Source organism: Pseudomonas sp. NPDC086251 (assembly GCF_044746405.1).
GTDB lineage: Bacteria > Pseudomonadota > Gammaproteobacteria > Pseudomonadales > Pseudomonadaceae > Aquipseudomonas.
This window is the reverse complement of the sequence record NZ_JBIVBY010000015.1, coordinates 41,865-64,299: the sequence shown is the minus strand read 5'-3', so window position 1 is coordinate 64,299 and position 22,435 is coordinate 41,865. Positions and strand designations below refer to the sequence as shown.

General features: G+C 60.2%; 16 protein-coding genes. 7 read left to right on the top strand and 9 right to left on the bottom strand.

Going from position 1 to position 22,435, the window contains the following annotated elements; genetic code table 11:
- The first annotated feature begins 145 nt into the window (after positions 1-145).
- Positions 146-1,732 carry a GMC family oxidoreductase gene (locus tag ACIPL2_RS18860; RefSeq protein ID WP_401358510.1) on the top strand — a complete coding sequence of 529 codons (1,587 nt, stop codon included), beginning with the start codon at positions 146-148 and terminating at the stop codon, positions 1,730-1,732.
- Positions 1,733-2,066: 334 nt separating this feature from the next.
- Here ACIPL2_RS18860 and hisD read toward each other — a convergent pair whose 3' ends face one another.
- Positions 2,067-3,350, bottom strand: a complete 1,284-nt coding sequence (hisD, locus tag ACIPL2_RS18855; RefSeq protein WP_401358509.1) for a histidinol dehydrogenase — start codon at positions 3,348-3,350, stop codon at positions 2,067-2,069.
- Between the two features lie 395 nt (positions 3,351-3,745).
- On the opposite strand from hisD, the gene ACIPL2_RS18850 reads away from it, so the two are divergent.
- From ACIPL2_RS18850 to ACIPL2_RS18840, 3 genes are read left to right on the top strand one after another with little or no spacing between them, the layout of a single operon-like run.
- Positions 3,746-4,471: a ThuA domain-containing protein gene (locus ACIPL2_RS18850; RefSeq protein WP_401358507.1), complete on the top strand. Its 726-nt coding sequence runs from the start codon at positions 3,746-3,748 to the stop codon at positions 4,469-4,471.
- On the top strand, positions 4,468-6,255 hold the full coding sequence (locus ACIPL2_RS18845) for a thiamine pyrophosphate-binding protein (protein WP_401358505.1): 1,788 nt from the start codon (positions 4,468-4,470) through the stop codon (positions 6,253-6,255). The genes ACIPL2_RS18850 and ACIPL2_RS18845 overlap by 4 nt, the downstream gene beginning before the upstream one ends.
- Positions 6,256-6,272: 17 nt before the next feature.
- Entirely contained in the window at positions 6,273-7,883 is a 1,611-nt protein-coding gene (locus ACIPL2_RS18840) for a GMC oxidoreductase (RefSeq protein ID WP_401358504.1), read from the top strand.
- A gap of 103 nt (positions 7,884-7,986) precedes the next feature.
- Here the strand turns inward: ACIPL2_RS18840 and ACIPL2_RS18835 are convergent, their stop codons facing one another.
- Positions 7,987-9,102, bottom strand: coding sequence for a LacI family DNA-binding transcriptional regulator (locus ACIPL2_RS18835; protein ID WP_401358502.1), 1,116 nt, complete (start codon positions 9,100-9,102; stop codon positions 7,987-7,989).
- 56 nt (positions 9,103-9,158) lie between these two features.
- A complete protein-coding gene (locus ACIPL2_RS18830) occupies positions 9,159-10,286 on the bottom strand; it encodes an MFS transporter (protein WP_401358641.1) in 1,128 nt (375 codons plus the stop codon).
- A gap of 304 nt (positions 10,287-10,590) precedes the next feature.
- On the opposite strand from ACIPL2_RS18830, the gene ACIPL2_RS18825 reads away from it, so the two are divergent.
- The gene (locus ACIPL2_RS18825; RefSeq protein WP_401358501.1) at positions 10,591-11,880 is read left to right on the top strand and encodes an MFS transporter; all 1,290 of its coding nucleotides are present in this window, start codon (positions 10,591-10,593) and stop codon (positions 11,878-11,880) included.
- 67 nt (positions 11,881-11,947) lie between these two features.
- Here ACIPL2_RS18825 and treS read toward each other — a convergent pair whose 3' ends face one another.
- The 6 genes from treS to ACIPL2_RS18795 form a co-directional block, all read right to left on the bottom strand.
- Entirely contained in the window at positions 11,948-14,014 is a 2,067-nt protein-coding gene (gene treS, locus ACIPL2_RS18820) for a maltose alpha-D-glucosyltransferase (RefSeq protein WP_401358500.1), read from the bottom strand.
- 124 nt (positions 14,015-14,138) lie between these two features.
- A complete protein-coding gene (locus ACIPL2_RS18815) occupies positions 14,139-15,836 on the bottom strand; it encodes an ABC transporter ATP-binding protein (protein ID WP_401358498.1) in 1,698 nt (565 codons plus the stop codon).
- Between the two features lie 57 nt (positions 15,837-15,893).
- Complete coding sequence (gene spt, locus ACIPL2_RS18810; RefSeq protein ID WP_401358496.1) at positions 15,894-17,096, bottom strand: serine palmitoyltransferase; 1,203 nt, start codon at positions 17,094-17,096, stop codon at positions 15,894-15,896.
- Positions 17,083-17,346 carry an acyl carrier protein gene (locus tag ACIPL2_RS18805; protein ID WP_401358495.1) on the bottom strand — a complete coding sequence of 88 codons (264 nt, stop codon included), beginning with the start codon at positions 17,344-17,346 and terminating at the stop codon, positions 17,083-17,085. Before ACIPL2_RS18805 ends, spt begins: the two co-directional genes overlap by 14 nt.
- Positions 17,347-17,383: 37 nt before the next feature.
- Complete coding sequence (locus tag ACIPL2_RS18800) at positions 17,384-18,301, bottom strand: NAD-dependent epimerase/dehydratase family protein (protein ID WP_401358493.1); 918 nt, start codon at positions 18,299-18,301, stop codon at positions 17,384-17,386.
- The gene (locus ACIPL2_RS18795) at positions 18,298-20,043 is read right to left on the bottom strand and encodes a fatty acyl-AMP ligase (RefSeq protein ID WP_401358492.1); all 1,746 of its coding nucleotides are present in this window, start codon (positions 20,041-20,043) and stop codon (positions 18,298-18,300) included. The genes ACIPL2_RS18800 and ACIPL2_RS18795 overlap by 4 nt, the downstream gene beginning before the upstream one ends.
- Positions 20,044-20,464: 421 nt before the next feature.
- On the opposite strand from ACIPL2_RS18795, the gene ACIPL2_RS18790 reads away from it, so the two are divergent.
- Both ACIPL2_RS18790 and ACIPL2_RS18785 read left to right on the top strand, forming a co-directional pair.
- Positions 20,465-21,607 carry an N-acetyltransferase gene (locus ACIPL2_RS18790; protein ID WP_401358491.1) on the top strand — a complete coding sequence of 381 codons (1,143 nt, stop codon included), beginning with the start codon at positions 20,465-20,467 and terminating at the stop codon, positions 21,605-21,607.
- Positions 21,591-22,421, top strand: coding sequence for a nucleotidyltransferase family protein (locus ACIPL2_RS18785; RefSeq protein WP_401358490.1), 831 nt, complete (start codon positions 21,591-21,593; stop codon positions 22,419-22,421). Before ACIPL2_RS18790 ends, ACIPL2_RS18785 begins: the two co-directional genes overlap by 17 nt.
- Positions 22,422-22,435: the final 14 nt, after the last annotated feature.

Sequence of the window (22,435 nt, the reverse complement as noted above, 5' to 3'; positions counted from 1 at the left end):
GAGCCAGCTGGCTGGCGAGGGTCGTCAACGATAACGCGTGCTGTCTGGGTCAACGCGGCGCACTTGAGTCCATCGCCAGCCAGCTGGCTCCTACCGGTGTCGCGTTATCCGTGAGACTTTTTTTTGATCAGGGCGGTAGACAACAGTGGTCGACTATATCGTGGTCGGAGGCGGGTCAGCCGGGTGCGTCATTGCGGCACGTCTCAGTGAAAATGCGCAGGCTTCAGTGGTGCTTCTCGAAGAAGGGCCCAGAGACACCCACCCGTTTATCCATCTCCCGGTCGGTTTCTACAAGACCAGCCAGGGCGACCTGGTCGAACGTTACCCCTGGGAGCCGCCAGCGGACTACATCGGCGCGGCCAACCCGAGCATGGTGCAAGCGCGGGTACTTGGCGGCGGCAGTTCGGTCAACGCCATGGTTTACCTGCGCGGGCAACCGGCCGATTACGACGGCTGGGCGGCGGGTGGTGCTGAGGGATGGGCCTACAAGGACGTGCTGCCCTTCTTCAAGAAGTGCGAGGTCAACGATCGATTCAGCAACGACGCGCACGGCACTGAAGGTCCGCTGGGCGTCAGCGATCAACGTTATACCCATCCGCTGACCAAGTTCTGGTTGCAAGCCTGCCAACAAGCCGGCCTGGCGTATAACCCCGACTTCAATTCCGGGGTGCAGGATGGCTGCGGGCTGTATCAGATCAACGCCCGAAACGGTCTGCGATCGAGCACCTCGGTCGCCTACCTCAAGCCTGCGCGTAAACGAGCGAACCTGACGGTTAAAACCGATTGCCGGGTCTTGCGAATCCTGGTCGAAAATGGCCGTGCAACGGGCGTGGAATACCTCGAAAAAAACCAGCGTCGGGTACTCAGGAGCGAGCGTGAAATCATCGTCAGCGCCGGTACGATCAATACGCCGAAACTGCTGATGCTGTCTGGCATCGGTGCCGCCGATCACCTGCGCGAGAAAGGCGTCGAAGTGCTGCATGACCTGCCCGGGGTTGGTCAGAACCTGCAGGATCACATCGAAGTATCACTGATCAACGAACTGCGTCGCCCATTGAGCTACGACAAGTACAAGAAACCGCACTGGAAACTCGCTGCCGGGTTGCAGTACGCGTTGTTTCGCGAAGGACCGGTGACTTCCAACGTGGTCGAAGGCGGCGCGTTCTGGCGGACGTCCGTGGCCGAGAACCGTGCGGACGCCCAGTACTGCTTCATGGCCGGTGCCGGCGTGGAAGCCGGGGTCGGTTCCGTCCCTGGTGGCAACGGCTGCACCTTGAACGTGTGCCAGACCCGCCCGCGCTCGACGGGTGCCGTGCAACTTCGCAGTGCCGACCCGATGGACTTTCCGACTATTGCACCCAACTACCTGACCGACCCGTTCGATGTCGAGTGCATGGTGCAAGCGACCGAGTTCGGTCGGCACATCATGTCCCAGAGCGCGATGGCCGGGCATATCCTGCGTGAGCACGTCCCCGCCGAGCCATTGCGCAGTCGCGCCGACTATCTGAAGTTCGTGCGTCAACAGGCGCACGCTGCGCTGCACCCGGTAGGCACCTGCAAAATGGGCTCGGACGTGATGGCCGTGGTGGACAACGCGTTGCGGGTGCACGGGATCGAAGGCCTGCGTATCGCCGACAACTCGATCGCACCGAGCTTGTGTTCCAGCAACACCAACGCGCTGGCGATCATGATCGGCGAGAAAGCAGCGGACCATATCCAGCGCGCATATTGACCTGAAACTGCAATCCCTTCGTAGGAGCTGTCGAGTGCAACGAGGCTGCGATCTGTTGATCTTGCTTCAAAAGATCGCAGCCTCGTTGCACTCGACAGCTCCTACAGGTTTTGCACCTTGAAGTTATTCATCAACCGTTGTTGCCGGTTCGCAAGGGCGTTCAAGGATTGGCTGATCCGTACCGAGAACTCAGCCTGGAACACGTTCAAAAAAAAGGCTCCCGAATGGGGAGCCTGAACACACTTGGCAAGACGGTAAGAGTGACCGGCAGCAGCGAGAAACGACCCTTTTTCCCGCTACCCGTTTGCCAAATGCAGCAACCGACCCGTCGCCCTCAAGCGGGCTTCTTGTACCGACGAATGCGGATATCCGCCTGTTCCTTGTGCCCGGCAAAACCTTCCATCCCGCACAAACGCGAGCAGTATTCGCCGACCAGGACAGAGGCCTCGTCCGTCAGGACACGTTGATAGGTGCAGGTTTTGATGAACTTGCCGACCCACAGGCCGCCGGTGTAACGCGCGGTTCCCGTCGTGGGCAAGGTGTGGTTGGTGCCGATGACCTTGTCACCGTAGGAGACGTTGGTGCGCTGACCGAGGAACAGCGCACCGTAGTTGGTCATGTGTTCGAGGAAATACAGCGGGTCGCGGGTCATGACTTGCACGTGCTCGGAGGCGATCCGATCGGCTTCCTGGACCAGCTCATCCACGGTGTCACACAGGATGATTTCGCCATAATCACGCCAGGCGACTGAAGCGACGGGGGCGGTCGACAGAATGGCCAATTGGCGCTCGATTTCGGCCGGCAGGGTTTCGGCCAGCTCAGGGCTGTCGGTCAGGAAGACGGCAGGGGAATTGACGCCATGCTCGGCCTGGCCCAGCAGGTCGGCGGCAATGATTTCGACATCGGAGCTGTCGTCGGCAATCACTAGGGTTTCGGTCGGGCCGGCGATCAAGTCGATACCGATCTTGCCAAACAGCTGTCGCTTGGCTTCGGCCACATAGGCATTGCCAGGCCCGACGATCATGTCGACCGGCGTGAAGGCCTCGGTGCCCAGCGCGAATGCGGCAATCGCCTGCACCCCGCCAACGCAATAAATCTCGTCGGCACCGGCCAGGTACATCGCGGTCACGATGGCGGGGTGAGGTTTGCCATCAAAGGGTGGAGCCGCCGCAACCACGCGTTTCACACCCGCGACTTTGGCGGTCAGCACGCTCATGTGCGCCGATGCCAGCAACGGGTACTTGCCGCCAGGAATGTAGCAACCCACCGAGTTCACGGGAATATTGCGGTGGCCAAGGATTACGCCGGGCAATGTCTCGACTTCCACATCGTGCATGGAGGCTTTTTGCACTTCGGCAAACCGGCGTACTTGAGCCTGGGCGAAGGTGATATCGGCGATTTCCTGCTCGGAAAGACTGGCGACACAGGCGGCGATTTCTTCATCGCTCAGGCGGAAAGACACCGGCTCCCAGCGATCAAATTTCTTCGAGTATTCGCGAACGGCGGCGTCACCATTCCTGGCGACGTTAGCGATGATTTGCTCAACCGTATCGCGGACTTGGGAAGCAATCTCCGCTTGAGCTTCGACAGGTTTACTTTTCTTCAGATAACGAATCATCAATGGACTCCAGGTGGTTCTTGAGGGCACGCGACATGCCCTCAGCATTGGCGACCATCTTTTCTTACCCCCCTGCCCCCGGCAATTTCGCAGGCTCTTTATTGATGACGCAATCTGACGCAGCACAGACGCAGTGTTGAAGCACTCGCGCGACAACTAACGTTATTCGTATAACCTTTTCTTATTAAAACCGGTTCGGCTGGATTGCAGGCGCATTACACGTGTGCGCAAAACTCAATGCCACATTGGCCTAACCCGCCTAAATCGCCGGTTACAAGCGCCCTCACAGGAAAATATTTACATAGCCATTGACTTAGCGATTCGGAGTGATAGCTTAAATAAGCGGTTATACGTATAACCTAATAATCACACCCAACTTGAAGAGGTGACCAACCGTGAGTCGAGTCTTGTATTTATTCGGTGGCTGGCCCGGCCATTACCCGTATGAAATTGCTGCATGGGCTCGGACCGTTTTCCAGGAGCTGGATTTCGAGGTCGAAGAGTCGACCGACATCTTCACCCTGGACAGGGACTTGACCGGTTACGACTTGATCGTGATCGGCTGGAACAACGCCGTCACCACGGAGACGCTGACCGCCTCTCAGGAAAACCGCCTGCTCGAAGCTATCGAAAGCGGCACCGGGCTGGTGGGTTGGCACGGTGCGGGCGCAGCGTTCCGTGCAAGCCTCAAGTATCACTGGGTGCTGGGCGGATCGTTTCTCGAACACCCGATGGGCGAAGGCTTTCCCCATCCCTATCAAGTCAACGTCATCGATCACACCCATGAGGTCACTCAGGGCGTCGAGGATTTCGAGGTTCGCTCCGAGCAGTACTACATGCAGGTGGACCCGAACATCCATGTGCTCGCCGAAACCACCTTCGACGGCAACCCGTTTCCCTGGATCAAGGGCCATCGCAGCCCGGTCGCCTGGGTTCGTCAATGGGGCCTGGGCCGGGTCTTCTATCACTCGATCGGGCATGACACCAGCAACCTCGCCGATCCGAACATCCGCCGCCTGACCAAGCAGGGCCTGAACTGGGCGACCCGCGGGCGCGCCACACATTCCGGGCAATCCGACGCTTCCACCTCCGTTTCATCAACCCAAGGAGTCCTGTCATGACTAAATTGACCGGCAGCCAGATCGTGGCTCAAACCCTGAAAAACTATGGCGTCGAATACGTCGCCGGTATTCCTGGCCACGGTATCTGGACACTCACCGATGCCTTCCTGGAAGAAGACTCGAAGCTCAAGTTCATCCAGGTCTTCCACGAACAGAGCGCGGTTCACCTCGCGGATGGTTACTACCGGGTTTCCGGCAAACCGATGGCGGCCGTCACCTCCATCGGCGCCGGTGCCGCCAACACCGTGATCGGCATGGCCACCGCCTTCACCGACTCCACCAGCCTGATGCTGATCACCGGCGGGCCGCCCACGCACATGCGCGGCCACGGTTTGCTGCAAGAGCTGGAACGCTACACCGACAACGACTTCCCGAAAATCGCCGAAGCGGTGACCAAGCGTCATTGGGTCGCGACGCGCGTCGAAGAACTGCCGTTCATGATGCACCGGGCCTGGAGCGCGATGGTCACCGGGCGCCCGGGTCCGGTTCATCTTGAAATCCCGATGGATGTACAGGCCGAGGCGGCTGAAGTCACCCTGCACGCCCTGGAAGAACGCACCCCGATCGGCAAGTGCTTCCCGGACCCGGCCGCCACGGCGCGCGCGGTCGAAGAGTTGAAGGACTGCAAACGCCCGGTGCTGGTCATCGGTGGCGGTGTGATAACCGGTGAAGCACATGCCGAGATCCTGGCCTTGGCCGAAGCCTGGAAAATCCCGGTGGTCACCACCTGGAACGGTAAAAGTGGTTTCCCCGAGGACCACGAACTGTTCGCTGGCAGCGTCGGCCAGACCGGTACAATGTGCGGCAACAAGGTGGCCTCCACTGCCGATGTGATCATCGCCGTGGGCTGTCGCTTCACCGACTGGTCATCGTCCAGTTATGCCAAGGGCGTGACCTTTGCGATTCCGCCCTCGAAGCTGATCCACATCGACATCGATCCGCACGAAATCGGCAAGAACTATCCGGTCACCGTGGGCATCTGTGCCGACGCCAAGTACGCCCTCGCGGCCATCGTCGAAAGCCTCAAAGGCCAGACCGTCGATCGTGAAGCGTACCTGAACGACCTGCGCGGCTATCAGGACGAATGGGAAACCAAACTGGCCGGTCGTCGTGACTCCGATCGCTTCCCGTTCACCTCTCAACGTCCGCTGGGTGCGCTGCGCAAAGTATTCCCACGTGACACCATCGTGGTGGTCGGGTCCGGCAACACCCAGGGCGCGGTCAAGCAGACCTTCCCGGTCTACACCCCGCGTACCCACCTGACGTCTGGCGGATTCTCGTCCATGGGCTGGGCGGTTCCTGCCGCGATCGGTGCCAAGTTGGCCGCGCCGAACCAACCGGTGGTGTGCATTCTGGGCGATGGTGACTTCCTGATGACCTCCCAGGAAATTGCGATTTGCGTAACCAACAACATTCCGGTTGTGTTCATGATCCAGAACAACGCCGGGTACATGTCGATTCGCGGTGGCCAGCGCAAGCAAACCAGTCGCCATATCGGCACCGAGTTCAACCACCCGGACGGCACGCCCTACAGCCCGGACTTCAAAGCGGTCGGCGAAGCGTTCGGCCTGAAATCCTATCGCGTGGAGCGCCCTGAAGACCTCGAGCCAATCCTGCAGGAAGCGCTGGAGCTGAACGCGCCGGTGCTGATCGAAATCCCGACGGATCGCGACGCCGCAGGCCCTTGGGTACCGGGCTGGTGGGACTTCCCGATTCCTGAGTACATCACTGATGAACGTCAGGACGAGTACTGGGAAATCCGCAACTCCGAACAGCACCTATAAGCACTGGAGCGGCTCACATGAGTGATGCATTGATTTCGCATCATGCAGAGCTGAATCCACAACCGGGGGCGCCGCGTGAACCGCGCGCCCTCGACGTGGTGACACCTGATGCAGATGGCAATATCAACTGTGATGTAGTGATTATCGGCTCGGGCATGGGAGGGTCGACCTTTGCCCATGCGCTGCGCGACAGCGGGCTGGACATTGTGATCGTCGAGCGCGGTGACTTTCTGCCCCGTGAGATACAGAACTGGAGCGCCGAATCGGTGTTCGCCGAAGGCCGCTACCGGAATGCCGAGCAGTGGCTGGATCAATCCAATCAACCGTTTTCCCCCGGCGTGTTTTATTACGTCGGCGGCAACACGAAATTCTACGGCGCCATGCTCCCACGGTTTCGCGAAGAGGATTTTGGCGAAATCCAGCATGCCGAAGGTGTGTCCCCGGCATGGCCGATCAGTTACGCCGACCTGGAACCCTGGTACGCCGAAGCTGAAAAGCTCTATCGGGTTCATGGCCTGGCGGGCAGCGACCCCAGCGAGCCTTGGCGCTCGGGACCTTTTCCGCAACCGGCGCTCAAACACGACCCGGCCTTGGTCCCGCTGGAGCACAGCATGCGCCGCTCGGGGCTCAAACCCTTCGTGATGCCGGCTGCCGTGGATTATGGCGACGGGGGTGGCTGCGTATTGTGCTCAACCTGCGATGGCTATCCCTGCCTCGTCGATGCCAAGGCTGACGCTGAAGTCTCGGCCCTCCGGCCCGCCATGCGCACTGGAGCCGTCAGGCTGCTGACCCGCACCACCATCACGCAACTGAACACCAGCCCGGACGGCCGGACAGTGACCGAGGCCAAAGGCGTTATCAATGGCCGAGACGTGACGCTTCGGGCCAAACGTTTCGTTCTGGCGTGCGGGGCGGTGAACAGCGCAGCCCTGTTGTTCAAGTCAGCCAACGACCAGCACCCTGAAGGCCTTGGCAATCGCTCGGGGCAACTGGGTCGCAACTACATGGTTCACAACAGCACCTTCATGCTGGCGGTGGACCCACGACGCAAGAACAAGGTGATCTTCCAGAAGACCCTGGCCATCAACGATTGGTACAGCGCCAGCCCGCAGAATTCGTTTCCTCTGGGCAACGTGCAGATGCTCGGCAAAATCCGCGAACCGATGATCAGCGCCATGCGCCCTTGGCTACCAAAATTCGCATCGCGGTACATCACCGACCACAGCGTCGACTTGTACCTGACCTCGGAGGATTTGCCGACACAGGAGAACCGGGTCACGTACGACAAGCAACGCGGCGCGATCAAAGTCCACTGGACACCGAACAACCTCAAAGCCCATGAAGGCCTGGTGAACAAGACCAGTAAAGTCATGCGCGAGGCGGGTTATCCGGTGATCCTCAAGGCCCGCATGGGGATCGCCACCAACTCGCACCAGTGCGGCACCGCCGTCATGGGCAAGGACCCCGCTTCAAGCGTGCTGGATGTGAATTGCAAGCTGCATGACCTGGATAACGTCTGGGTGGTCGACAGTTCATTCTTCCCGTCTTCGGCGGCCGTCAATCCGGCACTCACCATCGCCGCCAATGCCTTGCGGGTGGCAGCGAGTTTCAAGCGCTTGGCGGGTTGAGGGACAACAGATCGCAGCCTCGTTTCACTCGACAGCTCCTACAGGGTACGAAGGCGTTCCTCTGTAGGAGCTGTCGAGTGAAACGAGGCTGCGATCTTTTGCTCTATCGTGCAGCTGCTCCAACATCGGTGGGCGGCAGGTTCTGCGTCGAAGTCCGCACAATCAGTTTCGTCGCAAAAATTTTCTGCTCAGGTTCGAGACGGGTGCCGGCCGGTGCATTCAGTTGCTCGGTCAGCAGCCGTGCGGCGTACACGCCCTTCTCCACCATCGGCTGGCCAATGGTGGTCAAGCCAAGCTGAACCGCCTCGGGAATATCATCAAAGCCAATCACCGAAAGGGTTTGCGGCACGTTGCGATTGAGCGCGTGTGCGGTTTTCATGCACGCGATCGCCATGACGTCCGAGCACGCCACCACCGCCGTGACCTCATTGGAGGTCAACAGCGTAAACGCGGCCGCTTGCCCGGAGGTTGAATCCAGCCCGCCGGCCTCGATAATACTCAGGTCCTCGAAGGCCAGGCCGGCCGCGCTCGCCGCTTCCACATAACCGGTGAGTCGCTCCCTGACAATGCGCTCACTGGCACTTTTGAAACGCAACTGATCAATCGGCCCGCGATAGCCGTCGGGATTGAGACGGTCAATGATGATGCCGATCTTGCGATGCCCCAGATCCAGCAGATGTTGCATCTGGGTTCGGGCGGCGCCTCGGTCATCGATCCCGACAAAGAAAGAGTCTTCCACCAGAGGCGAGTCGATTACCACGAACGGAATGTTCTGTTTGACCACCGCCAATACAGCCGGGTGATTGTCCGGCAGGGTCGAGATAATCAGGCCATCCACCAGCCCGCGCAGGGCAAGGCTGCCGTGATTCTCTGCCTGGGCACGCCCGACAAGCCGGTTGTTATTGAGCGGGAACAACGTCAGCGCAACGTTTTCCAGCTCGCCCACTTCACTGATCCCGCGCAACAAGGCAATGGTGCAAGGGTCGGCGAACGCCAGGGACAATTTGTCCATCATCATCAGCCCGATCGCCCCGATCTTGCCCGAACGAAGGCTTCGCCCCAGCACGTTGGGCCCCGGATAGCCCAGGGAGGCCGCGACCTCGAGGATATGCTCACGCTGGGCTTGCGACAGTTTGGAGGGGCGATTGTAGGCGTAGGACACCGCCGGCTGAGACACACCCGCCGCCAGTGCTACATCTTTCATTGAAACGGATGCCATCGCTTGCTTCCCGATCTTCTTGAAAACCTCATGCGAGGTCGTGAAAAAACATGCACTCAGTGTAACCGTTGACGGGAAACCTTCGGAACCAGTCGAGTCGCACTGAGCATGACTGCAATCATTAACGAGGCAACAGCGAGTAACGCCGCAGACAGGCTCGTCGAGTGAGCGACGAAGCCGATCACGGCCGGCCCCATCAGGATACCGAGGTAACCGAGACTGGTGGCCGCAGCGATGGCCAACTCGCCGGGCATCGTCCGTTGCGCACCGGCCAGCGATAGATACACCGGGGCAATGTTCGCCAATCCGGCGCCAATCACCGCGAAGCCCAGCAGGTTCAGCAGCCAGTCCGTTGCCAGCACGACCATCAAAAAGCCCAGCATCACCACCAGGCCACCGCCGACGAGCACCACGCGCGAGCCCAGTTTCAGCAGAATCCGGTCACCGTTCAGTCGCCCCAGGGCCATCATCACCGCGAACGTTGCGTACCCCAGTCCGGCAATGGAATGTTCAACCCCGCGCACCTCCGTGAGGAACACGGCACTCCAGTCGAGAATCGCGCCTTCAGCGAGAAAGGCGAACAGGCAAAGCACGCCCAGCAGCAAAACCTTGCGGGTCGGGCGGACAAATATCGGACTGCCGTCATCACCGCTACGCCCCAGCATCTGACGCCCGGCTGTCAGGACAAAGGCGACCAATGCCGCCATGACGGCACTGCTCGCCAGCAATGGTGTAGCGCCGAGCCACAGCAGTGCCGTGATACCGGCGGCACTGACAATCGTCCCGAGGCTGAACAAACCGTGGAAACCGGACATCAGCGACCGGCCGGTGGCGCGTTCAACCATCACGCCCTGAACGTTCATCGTCACGTCCACCGCGCCACAGCCTGCGCCGAACACGGTCAGGGCGAACATCAAACCGGCGAATGAATGAGTGGTCGCCAGCAGCGGCAGTGTCAGCAATACCAGCGCGATGCCGATGTGCATGGTGAAGCGGCAACCCTTCCTGGCGTTGAGGATGCCGGCGAGCGGCATCATCACCAATGAGCCCAGGCCGAGGCAAAGCAACAGCAGGCCTAACGCCCCATCGTCGACCCCGGCCCGACTGCGAGCATAAGGAACCAGCGGCGCCCATGCGCCCATGCACAGGCCTGACAGGAGGAACGTCAGCCGATAAGCCGTCATATCCGGGGTGGCGCAGGGCAATACCAATTCTTGAGACGACACAGAGACCTCGGTGCTCGGAGCATGAAAGTTATACGTATAACCTAAAATAATCTGTTAGGCCAATGCCTCTTCGCAAAGCAGGGCGACTGCGGCGTGCACAGTATTGGAGAAAACACCTCCCTATCTGGGCATGATTCACAAATCTGTTGACAGCCTGTCCGCTACCGATGTTATTTTTACTGGAGTTATACGTATAACTCTTTGCTGGCTATACCTCAATTGCACGAACACCCCACAACAACAAAAGGGACGATGCAGCGTGATGAACAACCTTCAACGAACACCGATACCCACCCGTATTCGCAAGGCGCGGATCGCGACTTTCCTGGGTTTCATGATGATCGGCGCCATGATGTACATCTGGTCGACGGGCGTGAGCGTCTTTAGAGCGCAACTGGGCTTTACCGGTGAGTCGGGGGACGCGAACTTCGGCCTGATCGCGCTCGGGGTCGGTGTGGGTTCTGCGGCAGGTGCGCTGTGGGTGGGCCGCTTGCTGGACAACTTCGGTGCAAAACCAGTCATTACGGTGTGCGCGCTCGCCTATCCCCTGTCCATCATTCCGCTGGGGTTCGTCAGCGGTTTCTGGTTCGCCTTGTGCTTCGGCGTCGTGCTCGGGCTCCTGCGCGGGGCGATGGACACCGCGTTGAATGCCCATGGCGTCCAGGTCGAACGCTTCTATCAGCGCTCGATCATGTCTGGCTTCCACGCGTTCTATTCACTGGGCGGTTTTTTGTTGGGGATGGTGTGCAGCTGGCTGACCGGCTTCTACACCGACAGTGTGCAAGTGCCCTACACCGTGCTGGGCTTAGCGCTGTTTATCGTCGGCTGCTTTTTCAGCCGATGGCTGCTGGGCAAACATGATGTGCCGCAGCTGTCGTCCAGCGACTGGCAAACCGGCGCGCAGTCGCTTGATGAAGTCGGCAAAGGTCCGTCGGCCAAAACGCTGCTGGTCATGATTGCCCTGGGCGCCCTGCTGCTGGGCAGCATGATGGGGGAAAATGCGATTGCCGATTGGGGTCAGGAATACATTCGCCGTGAGTTCTCGACGTCGACCTCGATGGCCGGCATGGCAGTGTCCATCTTTGTCGGCGCGGCCTTCGTCGGACGGCTCTTCGGTGACCGCCTGGCGGCGGCGTTTGGCAATGCGAAAGTGGTTTTCGGATGCGGGACGCTGTGCGTCCTCGGCATGGTCGTCACCCTCGTCGGGGGCACCGCAGTGACCGGCATTGTCGGCTTCGCGCTGTTCGGCCTTGGCCTGTCCTGCATCGCGCCCCTGATGATCTCCGCCGCGGGGCGCAGGGACCCGAAACATGCAGGTCGCAACATCGGCATCGTCAACTGCATCGGCTTCTCCGGGATGCTTGTGGGTCCCGCCGCCATCACTGTGATCGTCAGCAATTTCGGCTTGAGCAAGCTGATGTTTTTCCCGTTGATCATGCTCGGCTTGCTGGCCCTGTTTGGCCCGCTGCTGATGCGCGCACCTAAACGCATCACGCCCGAAAAACCACCGCTGCCGACCTGCAACGGCGCGACGCAGGTTACCCAACCGTGATGAACCGAGTTTGAAATACCGTCGAGGTGGTTAAGCACTTAACCACCTCGAAACCTCCAACGCAGCCCTAGATCAACGGCGAGCTGCTGACCACCCGCAGCGCCAACCCCTCAAACGCATCCAGCGTGATGGTGAACTCGCCTTCCGGCGTGAGATCACCTTCGACCCGCTCATTGATGATGTCGACCACCGGGCCCGGCGCAATGTTGGGCAAGTGCAGCGTTTCGGTGATGGGTGTCGAACCGAAGTTCAGCGCGGTGATTTGCGTGCCTTTGCCGGCCGGCAGTTCGTGCACCATGATCAGCAGCCCCGGATTCTGCACATCCGGCACCAGGATCTGGCGGCTGGCGGCGATGTCGTAGGAACGCCGCGCGGCAAGGATTTTCTTCAGCTGCGAGGCAAACGAGTCGGGGTCTTTTAACTGGCTGGGCAGGCTGCCGTACAGCGTTTTCGGGCGCGGCATCTGCCCCTCGGAAAGCTCCGCCGCAGGGTTGAGGTCAACCAGATCATAGGCCCCGCGATGAATCCAGCGCGTATCGCCGTCGAGCATCAAATGCGCGACCTGCTCTGCCGGCAACGGCAGTGCGCCCACCAGGTCCCAACCCGATAACGCGAACACGCCAGGCTGCATCGCGTTGTACATCACCAACAGCAAATGGACCTGGCGTATCTGCTGGATATCCGCCGGGGTAATTGCCTCAAGATCACGAATGCCCAGCGCCGCCGTGATGATGCTGGCGGTGGTGCAGGACACGCCGTTGGTGACAAATTTCAGGTTATAAGGCGCGTGCTCGCCGGCCAGGCGTTCATACATCTGCTCGCGAATGTGCTCGCGCAAGATGTTCCCCGGGAACGTCTGCCCCTGATAGAGGAACGTGTCATGGGCGTGCAGCGTCCAGAAATGCACCAGTTCCAGGGTCAGTTCGTCATGGTTCTGCAAGGCGTGGATCAGCGAGCCCGGATCGATGCCGAGGTTATGCATCTGGCGCAGCATCAGCCGCAGGAATTCGGTGTCGCCCATCAACAAGGCATGCTGGTAAGCGGGTCGGGTGATGAAGTCATACGAGAGATCGGCCCCGCCGTGGGACATGGCGGCGATGTCATCAACGGTCAGGTTCAGTTCCTGAAAACTGAAACCGCCGGCCTTGCGAATCGCGCCGGCCAGCAACTGGTTACCGGTGATCGATAGCGGATGGCTTTCCGACCAGGCGGTGCCGTCGAGCTTGCGTTCTACGCCGAGAAAACCGTTGGCGTCCAGCCGGAGGATTTTTGCGCCCATGACGTCGATGGCGTGCAAGGCATCGCCGATGATCATCTGCTGCGCGGCGAAGGTCGGGTCCAGCCAGTTCAGCGAGGGTTGCCCTTCCTTGAAATAATGCAGGTAAACCCAGCGTCGCGGCTTGCCATCGACACCCAGCACAATCGGCGTGGCGCTCCAGTCGGTTTCCTTGACCCCGGGCTCGAAGAAAATAACCCGCTGCAACTGGCCGACGATGTAATGCTTGTCGCGCAGAACATCTACCTGCTGCGGGCTGAGGTTCTGCGCATCGCGCCCCTCGTCAATGTCGGGCAGCAGCGGCCAGTCCTCTTCGCGGATTTCCACCATGTGGTAGAGCCCCGGATAGTCTTCATACGCCATTTCGGCCAGGCGAAAGTCGGCGCCTTTGCCGGTGTGCGACGGGATCACATCATCGATGATGACCGCGTTGTGCGCGGCGGCCATGCGAGCCAGCGCTTGAAGCTGTGCCTCGGTGCCCAACTGTGGATCGATGTCGAAACTGATGCGGTCAAAGTTGCCGTCAATCGTCGGCGTGTGCTGGGTGCCGGAAAGACCGCCAGACCGTTTCAGCGGACCGTTGTGAATCCCCTGGATACCGATTCTGGACAGCGCGTGCCATAAGGTTTCATCCCCCAGGGCCTCCAGCACCGTGCCATTTTCGCGGGTGACAATGGACGCCGGATAGGCGGTGAACCACACCGACGCCAGCGCCGAAGCGTCACGAGGTCGGGTATGCGCGTAAGGCTGTTGCCACAATCGCCCCTGCCCCGAATAGAGCTTGGCCCGTTGTCTTGCAGCATGAAGCATCGATTGCTCGACCAGCCAGTCCACATGGTTTTTCTCAGCCGCCGTCATGAAAACAGTCACCTCCGGTCATGAAATAATCGATCACGGCAATCGCATCTGAAGTTTCACCGACAGCACCGTTCGTTTTCATATGAGGCCCTGAAGTGACATTCGTTGCATCGAACGGATGCCGTCAGGACCGAAGCGCGTGTTGTACCGCTGATACCTTGCCATCGCGCAGTTCAAGAATCTGGTCTGCAATGCGGATCATGGCTGGGCGATGGGACACCGCGATGATGGTGATTTCAGGTGTCAGGCTTTTCAGCGCCTGGCAGATGGCGGCCTCCGATTCCGGATCGAGCGCGCTGGTGGCTTCGTCGAGGATCAGCAGCCTTGGACGATGAGCCAGCGCACGGGCGATGACGATACGCTGCCGTTGCCCGCCGGACAGCTTGGCACCGCGTTCACCGACGATGGCGTGCAACCCGTCGGGACTCTCTTGCACAAATTGCCAGGCCCCGGCTTGACGCAGCGCGCGCTCCGCATCGGCGGCCGTCAGGGCCTTGTCTCCCAATGTCACGTTCGCCAGGATGCTGTCGTGCAGCAGTAAGGTTTCCTGAGTGACATAACCGATCAAGCGTCGCCACTTTCGCCTGTCCAGGTCCTGGATTTCGATGTCATCTACCCAGATGCGTCCGGACTGCGGAATGAGCAGCGAACAAAGAAGGTCGAGGACGGTGGTCTTGCCGGAGCCCGAAGGCCCGATCAGGCTGGTAAAAGAGCCCACCGGGAAGCGCATCGATACGTTTTTCAGAACCTGCCGGTCGCCGTAGCCAAACTGGATATTGTCGAAAACGATCTGCCGCTTCAAGGTGGGAGCGCGGGTCCCGCCGACGGGCTCGGCATCGGCAATGGCGCAGTCGATCGACTCGTTGATGGCCCAGTAGGCGCTCTCTTGCGCGGCCATCCGGTGATAGCGTTGCTGGGCCTTGTGCAGCAATCCCAGCATGCGCACGACCACGAAAATCAGCACCATCACCGAAGACAGCGGCAGTCCACCGAGTACATACCCCATGTAGAGACCCGCTGCGGCCAGGACCGCCAGCATGGGTTCCTGCAACGCCCGCAACGTTTCCCGGCTCATGACTTCGCGCTCCATTGCCGTGTTGAGCTCACCGGCGTGATGGCGCAGCAATGAATCGGCGATGTCTTCACGGGCCATGGCTTTCAGCGGTTTCACCGAGCCGAGCGTATCCGTCAGTTGGACCAGCAGTTCGCGCATCAGCCTGGTCTGGCTTTTGCCGGCGCGCCGCGATGCCTTTACCAGGCCCCGCAAGACCGACAGCAGTGCAAAGCCGACCAGCAGCGAAATGATCGCGGCCTGCCAGGAGACGACGAGCGCGATGGCGGCATACGCGACTGCCTGAATACCCAGCGCGAGCATATTGGCGGCATGCTCATACGCGGTGGAAGCACGATAGGCTTCGGTGGCGACTGCGTTGGCCAGCGCTCCGGCGGGTTGGCGCAGGTAATACTCCCAGCGGCTCCCCAGCAACGCTTTGATCAGGTCCACGCGCAGGTCGGTTGCCACGTGCGCGACGGTATAGCCGACCTGCCGATTACCTAGCAATATCAACAGGTTGCTGAGTGTCAGGCCCACGACAATGACCACCAGCATGGTTGGAATGGTTGGCTGCAGGCCGATCGAGACCATAATCTCGAAGACATGGGTCGCCAGCCGCGAATGGGGCTGGTCTTCAAGCATCACCGATATCAGCGGAAGCATGGTGGTCAAGCTGATGCTCTCAACCAGCCCCGCCAACAGAAGACTCAGCAGCATCAAAACGGTACGGCCCGGATAAGAGCGGCCAAAGGCAAAAATAATCCCCATGAATGTCGTTCGCTATGCAATGGGTAAAGAGTCGCTCCCCGTTATCCTAGACAACGATCAAGCGCCTGCAGCAGCGATGCCCATCGGCCCGCGCAATGAAGCGAAGGCCTCGATGATATGGTCTATCTGTTCAAGGCTATGGGCGGCGCTGACGCTGCAACGCACCAGCGTGACTGCGCCGGGAGTCGCCGGCGGAAGGACCAGATTGACATAGACGCCCTTGCCGATCAGCGCTTGCCACATGGCCAGGCCCTCCTGAGGCGACTGCAGCATCACCGGAGTAATCGGGCTGGCTTGTGGCCCGACCCGGTAGCCAGCCCCTGCCAACCCCTGATAAAGCCGTTGCGCGTTCGACCACAACTGGCGCCGCAGTTCGGGGCGAGCCCGGATGGCCGCCAACGCCGACCTTACCGAGGCAATCGCCGAGGGAGACGGCGAAGCGGTGAAAATATACGGCCTGCTGGCGTAGCGCAGCACATCCATTTGCGGGTCGTGACATGCGGCGAATCCTCCCAAGGCGCCCAGGCTCTTGCTGAACGTGCCCAACACGATGTCCACTTCCGATTCCACGCCCAACGCTTCGGCAAGCCCACGGCCATTAGCCCCCAGGACGCCAAAGGAATGGGCTTCGTCAACCAGCAGATAGCCGCCGAGCCGACGCTTGATGTCGACGATTTCCCTGAGCGGCGCCTGGTCCCCCATCATGCTGTAGATGCCTTCCACCAGGATGATGGCTTCTCGAGCGCGGTCGCCGAGGCGCACCATGCGGCGTTCAAGGTCAGCGGCATCGTTATGGCGAAAGCGGATAATTTCTGCGCCGCCCAGCTTGCAGGCGTCGTAAATGCTTGCGTGGCAATCGGCGTCGAGCAGCACCACTTCGCTCGGCCCGGCCAGCGTGCCGATGACGCCCAGGTTGGCGACATAGCCCGTCGAGAACACGATCACCGAAGGTCGGCCGAGAAAGTCGGCCAGTTCCGCCTCCAGCGCCATGTGCCCGGCGTAGCTGCCGTTGGCCATGCGCGAGCCAGTGGTGCCGGTTCCTTCGAGCTCCAGAGAGCGCTGCGCCGCCTTGATACTCGTGGGGTCGAAGGTCAGCCCGAGGTAATTATTGGTACCGGCAAGAATTACCTTCCTGCCCTGAATACAGCCCTCGGTCGGCGAATACATTTCATCGATACGAGTACCGAATGGCAGGAGTTGCGAGACCCCGAGACTGGCGCGCTCGGCTGCCAACTTACCGAACTTGTCAAAGAGCCCCATATTTTTGTTTCTCCATCAGGGTAACAATTGTGTCGGCCAAGTGCTCAGGGGTCCGCACATCCATCAGGATATTAATAGGGATCGAAATGTCGAACTCGTCTTCCAGTTCCATCACCAAGTCCATCATCTTCACCGAATCCAACCCGAGGTCCTGAAGAAGGTCAGTATTGGGACCTAATGGCGTCTCGGAAGGCACAAGTTGTCCGATGAACTGCATCACCCTCTCGAGTATCGCCTCTTGCGAGATCATTGTGGATTCTCCTTGAGTTCGGTGGTTTGTAGTCCGCTTAGAACAGGCGATCCTGCAAGGCCTGGCGCAGCAAAATCCGCGGTTCCCAGCCTAGCGCCGCACTGATGCGGGCATTGCTGCAGGTCCAGTCGGGATGCATCAGTTCGTTGACTTTACCGGGGGTCAGCATGGGCGCGCGCCGAGTGAAATGAGACAGCGCCAGGTTCGCCCGTGCGAGCCCCTTCAATAATGCGGCCGGAACGGTCGCTTGCCGTACCGGTCCGTGGCGTACATCAGAAGCGATGCCGGCCAGGCTTGCCCAGCTGTAGCCCTGTGGCCGACCGTCGCACAATTCAAAGGTCTGCGCGTGCATGGCAGGGGCATCCAGCCACTGCATGACGGCCTCGACCAGATCGTACACATGGAGAAAGCTGAGCAGTGAATGACCGGGGCCGAGGGTCACCAGCCACCCGCGCAGGAGCCAATCGAACAAGGGACGCAACTCCCGGTCACCCGGCCCATACACGGCGGTAGGCCGGAAAATACTGACGGCGACCGCCCCCGCCGCGGCGGTTACTTGCCGTTCGCCTTCGGATTTTGAGGCGGCGTACCAGGACAACGTCGGGTGTCGCGCGGCCAGTGAAGACATCAACAGAAAACGCTCGCAACTGCCGCTGAGCCGTGCCGCGTCCATCAAGCGCTTGCTCCCCTGCACGTTCACCGAGTCAAAGTCCCGGGCGTCCCGGCCCCTGACCCTTCCCGCGCAATGAATGACCACGTGCGCGCCATGAGTAAGCTTGACGAGGGCCTGCTCGTCTTCAAGTGTGCCCCTGATCCATTGGGTTCCATCCGCGGCCGTTCCGCTTTTGTCGCGACCCAAGGCACGCAGTTCCACCCCGCAGGCGGCAAGCTGTTGACGCAAGACGCTGCCGATGAAGCCGGTCGCGCCGGTGAGCGAAACAACGCGAGCGCTCACGCCCCCCCCAAGGCCAGATAAGAAGAATCGGCCTTGTCCTGGGCCACGAATCGCTCAAGGGCTTCGGCACGGGAAGGCTTGCCCGATGACGTGCGTGGCAGAGAGTGAGGCGGCACAAGGTGCACGTTGGCAGTGAGCCCGAACTCGCTGGTGATCTTCGCCACCAGGGTATGGATCAGGTGTTCGCGATGCTCCTGCTCACGGATGCGGCATTGAACCTGGACCACGACCTGCGGCTCGTCATCGCTCGGAACGACAAACACGATGGCATCACCCGGCCTCAATTCCGGCTCGGACTCCACCAGGAATTCAATATCCTGCGGCCAGATATTCCGGCCTCGGACAATCAGCAAATCCTTGCGCCGGCCCGTGATATGGATTTCGCCTTGGGACAGATAGCCCAGGTCACCGGTGTCCAGCCAGTCGCCGTGCAACGCCAGCGGCGTGCTCACCGGGTCCTTGAAATAACCCGACATCAGGCTGGGGCCCTGCACGAATATCCGCCCGATTTCCCGCTCGGAAACGACTAGCCCGGCCGCATTGCGGATCTCTACGCGATGGCCCGGCAAAGGGGCGCCACAGTTTGTAAAGACGCAGCTTCCGGGATCTTCGGCGCTGCAGGCCACCGCAATGGATTGATACTCCAGCATCTGGCGATCGACATGGTCCACCAGGACCCCTGCCCCGCGACGGGCGAAACTGACGGCCAGTGTGCTTTCCGCCAGACCGTAGCAGGGCATGAAAGCGAGCGGGTCGAATCCGCAGTCGAGGAAACGATCTGCGAAGCGGTTCAAGACCGACGCCCGAATCGGCTCCGCGCCGATCCCTGCGACACGCCAACTGGAGAGATCCAGTGCAGCCTTTTCCGGGTCCCGGATGCGCCGGGTACAGAGGTCATAGCCAAACGGCGGAGCCACCGAAATAGTCGCCCGGTTCTGGCTGATCAGTTTGAGCCATTGTCCAGGCCGGGTGGCGAAATCCTGGGTGCGCAGGTAGTCGACAGACAGTTGCGCCGCCATGGGTGCGAGGACAAAACCCACCAGCCCCATGTCGTGATAAAACGGCAGCCAGGAAACGCATCGGTCGCCCGCGCGAACGCCGATACCGTCCACGACGATGCCGCGCAGGTTGGCCATCACCGCACGCTGGGTGATGATCACGCCACGAGGGAAACGGGTGCTCCCGGAGGTGTATTGCAGGTAGGCGACATCGTCCGGAAAAACGCCGGGAAGCTCCTCCACCGCAGGCGAGGTACTCAGTTGCTCAAGGGTCCCGACGAACATTTTCGCGGTACTGCCCAGCGCCTCCCGGACAAAGGGAAGCCAGTCCTCCAGCCCCAGCACGGCGGCCGGCGCGCAGTTGGCGAGCAGCCCGCGCAATTTTTCCACATACGAACGATGGCTTCCCAGGTTGGAAGGCACCAGAAGAGGCACCGCGATCAGGCCTGCGTACTGACAGGCAAAAAATGCCTCGACGAAGCTTGGGTCCGTATCGGCAATGAGCGCGACCCGGTCGCCTTTCTTCAACTTGAGCCCTAGTAGCCGCTTGGCCGTTGCGACAGCATTATCTCTGAGTGCCCCGTACTGGACCGCCGCATTCAAGTGGCAATGCCGGTCGTAGTAATTCATGCCGGTCTCGCCCAAGGCGGCATAGTCGAGGGCTTCCACCAACGTGGGGAAGTCAGCCAAACGATGATTTAGTTCATGTTTTGCGAGGGTCGAAGACATATAAAGATTAGCCATATTTTTAAGTCCAGATCAGGACCAGCCAAATAGCGCTCAGTACAGCTGCGCCAACTTAATACGTGCGGCCTCATTGCCTCCTATGTCTTCTCCGTCAATCGGTGATTCTATGATTTACGGGTCCGCCGACCGTTTGTTTTATCCCACCCCAGTAAATTCAAGGCCTAACGCAATACTAATCGGCATCCGGGTGTTCGCAAATTTTTTCCAAGGAGAGCGACGACCGGCTAGTTCGTGACAGCCAAAGCAACTCATTCCCAAACGTGTAACCCGCTATAAAGTTGAGCAGAAATAAGGGCTTACGCAGCGAATGTGCTCAGTCGCCTAGGTGCCCTCCCCTTATCCAATACTTAAGCTAGACTTCGAAAAGCACTGTTCAAGCGGTACGAATTCAACTTCCACCGACTTGTGTGGCCAAACGATGAAGACTAACCAGCTGCCGATAATTACACGCCCCGTCACCAACAATCTGGATCTAAAAACCTTTATCAGCTTTCCCGGCACCCTTTATCGTAACGACCCTTGCTGGGTCGAACCCCTTCATTCCGAACGCCTCGAACTTCTTTCGTCAAAGAATCCGGCGGCGTCTCATTTGACATGGCAGGCGTGGCTGGCGTGGTCGGGTACCGAAGTTGTGGGGCGTATCACCGCACAGATCGACACGCTTCATCGGCAATTGCACGGCAGTGATTCGGGGCACTTCGGGATGCTTGAAGCCGTGGACGACCCTGCCGTATTCGACAGCCTGTTCGCAGCGGCGGAGGCCTGGTTGCGGCAGCGAGGCGCGACCCGCATCACAGGTCCGTTCAACCTGACCATCAACCAGGAAAGCGGCCTGCTCGTGGAGGGCTTCGATACGCCCCCCAGCGCCATGATGGGACACGGCCAACCCTTTTATGATCACCGGCTCAAGGCGCAGGGCTACGGGCAAGCCAAGGATCTGCTCGCCTACTGGATGCGCACCGATCAGTTGCACTTTCCCCCGGTGTTGTCGGCGCTGATGGCGCGTGAGCAAAAGCGCGTGGTGATCAGGCCTCTGGACCCTCGTCGGTTCCGGCGAGACATGGGTTTTCTGCGAGAAATCTTTAACGATGCCTGGCGCCACAACTGGGGCTTCGTGCCCTTTACCGAAAGCGAGTTTTTCAAGCTGGGTACTCACTTGAGGCTGCTGGTCCCCAAAGACCTGTTGTACATCGCAGAAGTCGAAGGCGACCCCTGTGCGTTTATCGTGGCCATGCCTAACATCAACGAGGCCATTGCCCCCCTCAAGGGGCGCTTGTTGCCCTTTGGCTGGCTGCGGCTGCTGTGGCGGCTACGCGTCAAAGGTACCCGCACGGCACGGGTGCCGCTGATGGGCGTCAAGCAGAGTTATCAGTTCAGTCGATTAGGCCCGACGCTCGCTCTACTCTTGATCGAAGCGCTCAAACCGCCCTTCATCAAGCGCGGCATCGAAGCCTTGGAAATGTCCTGGATCCTTGAATCAAATGCAGTCATGCGCAAGATCCTTGAACGCATCGGTGCCCTGCCCTACAAGCGCTACCGGATCTATGAAAAACACATTTGAAGCTCCACGGTTCACTGCGCTGGTCCTGGCTGCGGACAGGGGCCCGGCCGATCCGGTGGCCGCGATGGCCGGAGCGAGCTGCAAGGCACTGGTGCCTGTGGCTGGGGTGCCCATGGTCCGTCGCGTGGTCGAAGTGCTGGCGTCCAGCGACCGGATCGGCCACATCGTACTCCTGGGGCCCGCGAAGCATTTGCTGGCGCGCGATGCGCTGACCGCACATTTACTCGACTCGCCCGGCGTCAGTTGGCTGGAACCCGCCGGTTCTCCCAGCGCCAGCGCGGCGATGGGCCTGGCACGCCAGCCCGCAGGCCAGCCCGTGCTGGTGACCACAGCGGATCACGCGCTGCTCAGCCGGGAAATGATCGACTACTTTCTTCAGCAGGCGACCGCAAGCGGCTGTGACATGGTCGTCGCGGTGACACCGCTTGACACGGTGCTCGCGCGCTTTCCCGGGACCCGCCGCACAGGGATTCGGCTTCGCGGCGGTCCGTACTGCGGCAGCAACCTGTTCGCTTTCATGACAGAAGACGCCCGACGCCTGGCCCGTTTCTGGCAGCGGGTCGAACAGGATCGCAAGCATCCCCGGCGGGTCATCGCCGGTGCTCTGGGCCTTGCAGGAATACTGCGTTACGTGTCGGGTCGGCTGACCCTGGAACAGGCGCTGCAACGAATGTCCGCCAAGTTGGGCATGAACATCGGCGCGGTGATCATGCCCTTCGCGGAGGCCGCCATCGATGTCGATTCGCCGCAGGATCATCAAACAGTGGAGAAGCTCCATGCCCAGAGAACCCAATCAATACCGCGCGACGCTTGATGGCTTGGGACGGC

Bases quoted from the DNA above. Each gene is read 5' to 3' on its own strand.
- ACIPL2_RS18790 (WP_401358491.1), top strand. From the start codon at position 20,465: ATGAAGACTAACCAGCTGCCGATAATTACACGCCCCGTCACCAACAAT.
- hisD (WP_401358509.1), bottom strand. From the start codon at position 3,350: ATGATTCGTTATCTGAAGAAAAGTAAACCTGTCGAAGCTCAAGCGGAG.
- treS (WP_401358500.1), bottom strand. From the start codon at position 14,014: ATGACGGCGGCTGAGAAAAACCATGTGGACTGGCTGGTCGAGCAATCG.
- ACIPL2_RS18835 (WP_401358502.1), bottom strand. From the start codon at position 9,102: ATGGCATCCGTTTCAATGAAAGATGTAGCACTGGCGGCGGGTGTGTCT.
- ACIPL2_RS18805 (WP_401358495.1), bottom strand. From the start codon at position 17,346: ATGATCTCGCAAGAGGCGATACTCGAGAGGGTGATGCAGTTCATCGGA.
- ACIPL2_RS18815 (WP_401358498.1), bottom strand. From the start codon at position 15,836: ATGGGGATTATTTTTGCCTTTGGCCGCTCTTATCCGGGCCGTACCGTT.
- ACIPL2_RS18785 (WP_401358490.1), top strand. From the start codon at position 21,591: ATGAAAAACACATTTGAAGCTCCACGGTTCACTGCGCTGGTCCTGGCT.
- ACIPL2_RS18845 (WP_401358505.1), top strand. From the start codon at position 4,468: ATGACTAAATTGACCGGCAGCCAGATCGTGGCTCAAACCCTGAAAAAC.
- ACIPL2_RS18840 (WP_401358504.1), top strand. From the start codon at position 6,273: ATGAGTGATGCATTGATTTCGCATCATGCAGAGCTGAATCCACAACCG.
- ACIPL2_RS18825 (WP_401358501.1), top strand. From the start codon at position 10,591: ATGAACAACCTTCAACGAACACCGATACCCACCCGTATTCGCAAGGCG.
- spt (WP_401358496.1), bottom strand. From the start codon at position 17,096: ATGGGGCTCTTTGACAAGTTCGGTAAGTTGGCAGCCGAGCGCGCCAGT.
- ACIPL2_RS18830 (WP_401358641.1), bottom strand. From the start codon at position 10,286: ATGACGGCTTATCGGCTGACGTTCCTCCTGTCAGGCCTGTGCATGGGC.
- ACIPL2_RS18795 (WP_401358492.1), bottom strand. From the start codon at position 20,043: ATGGCTAATCTTTATATGTCTTCGACCCTCGCAAAACATGAACTAAAT.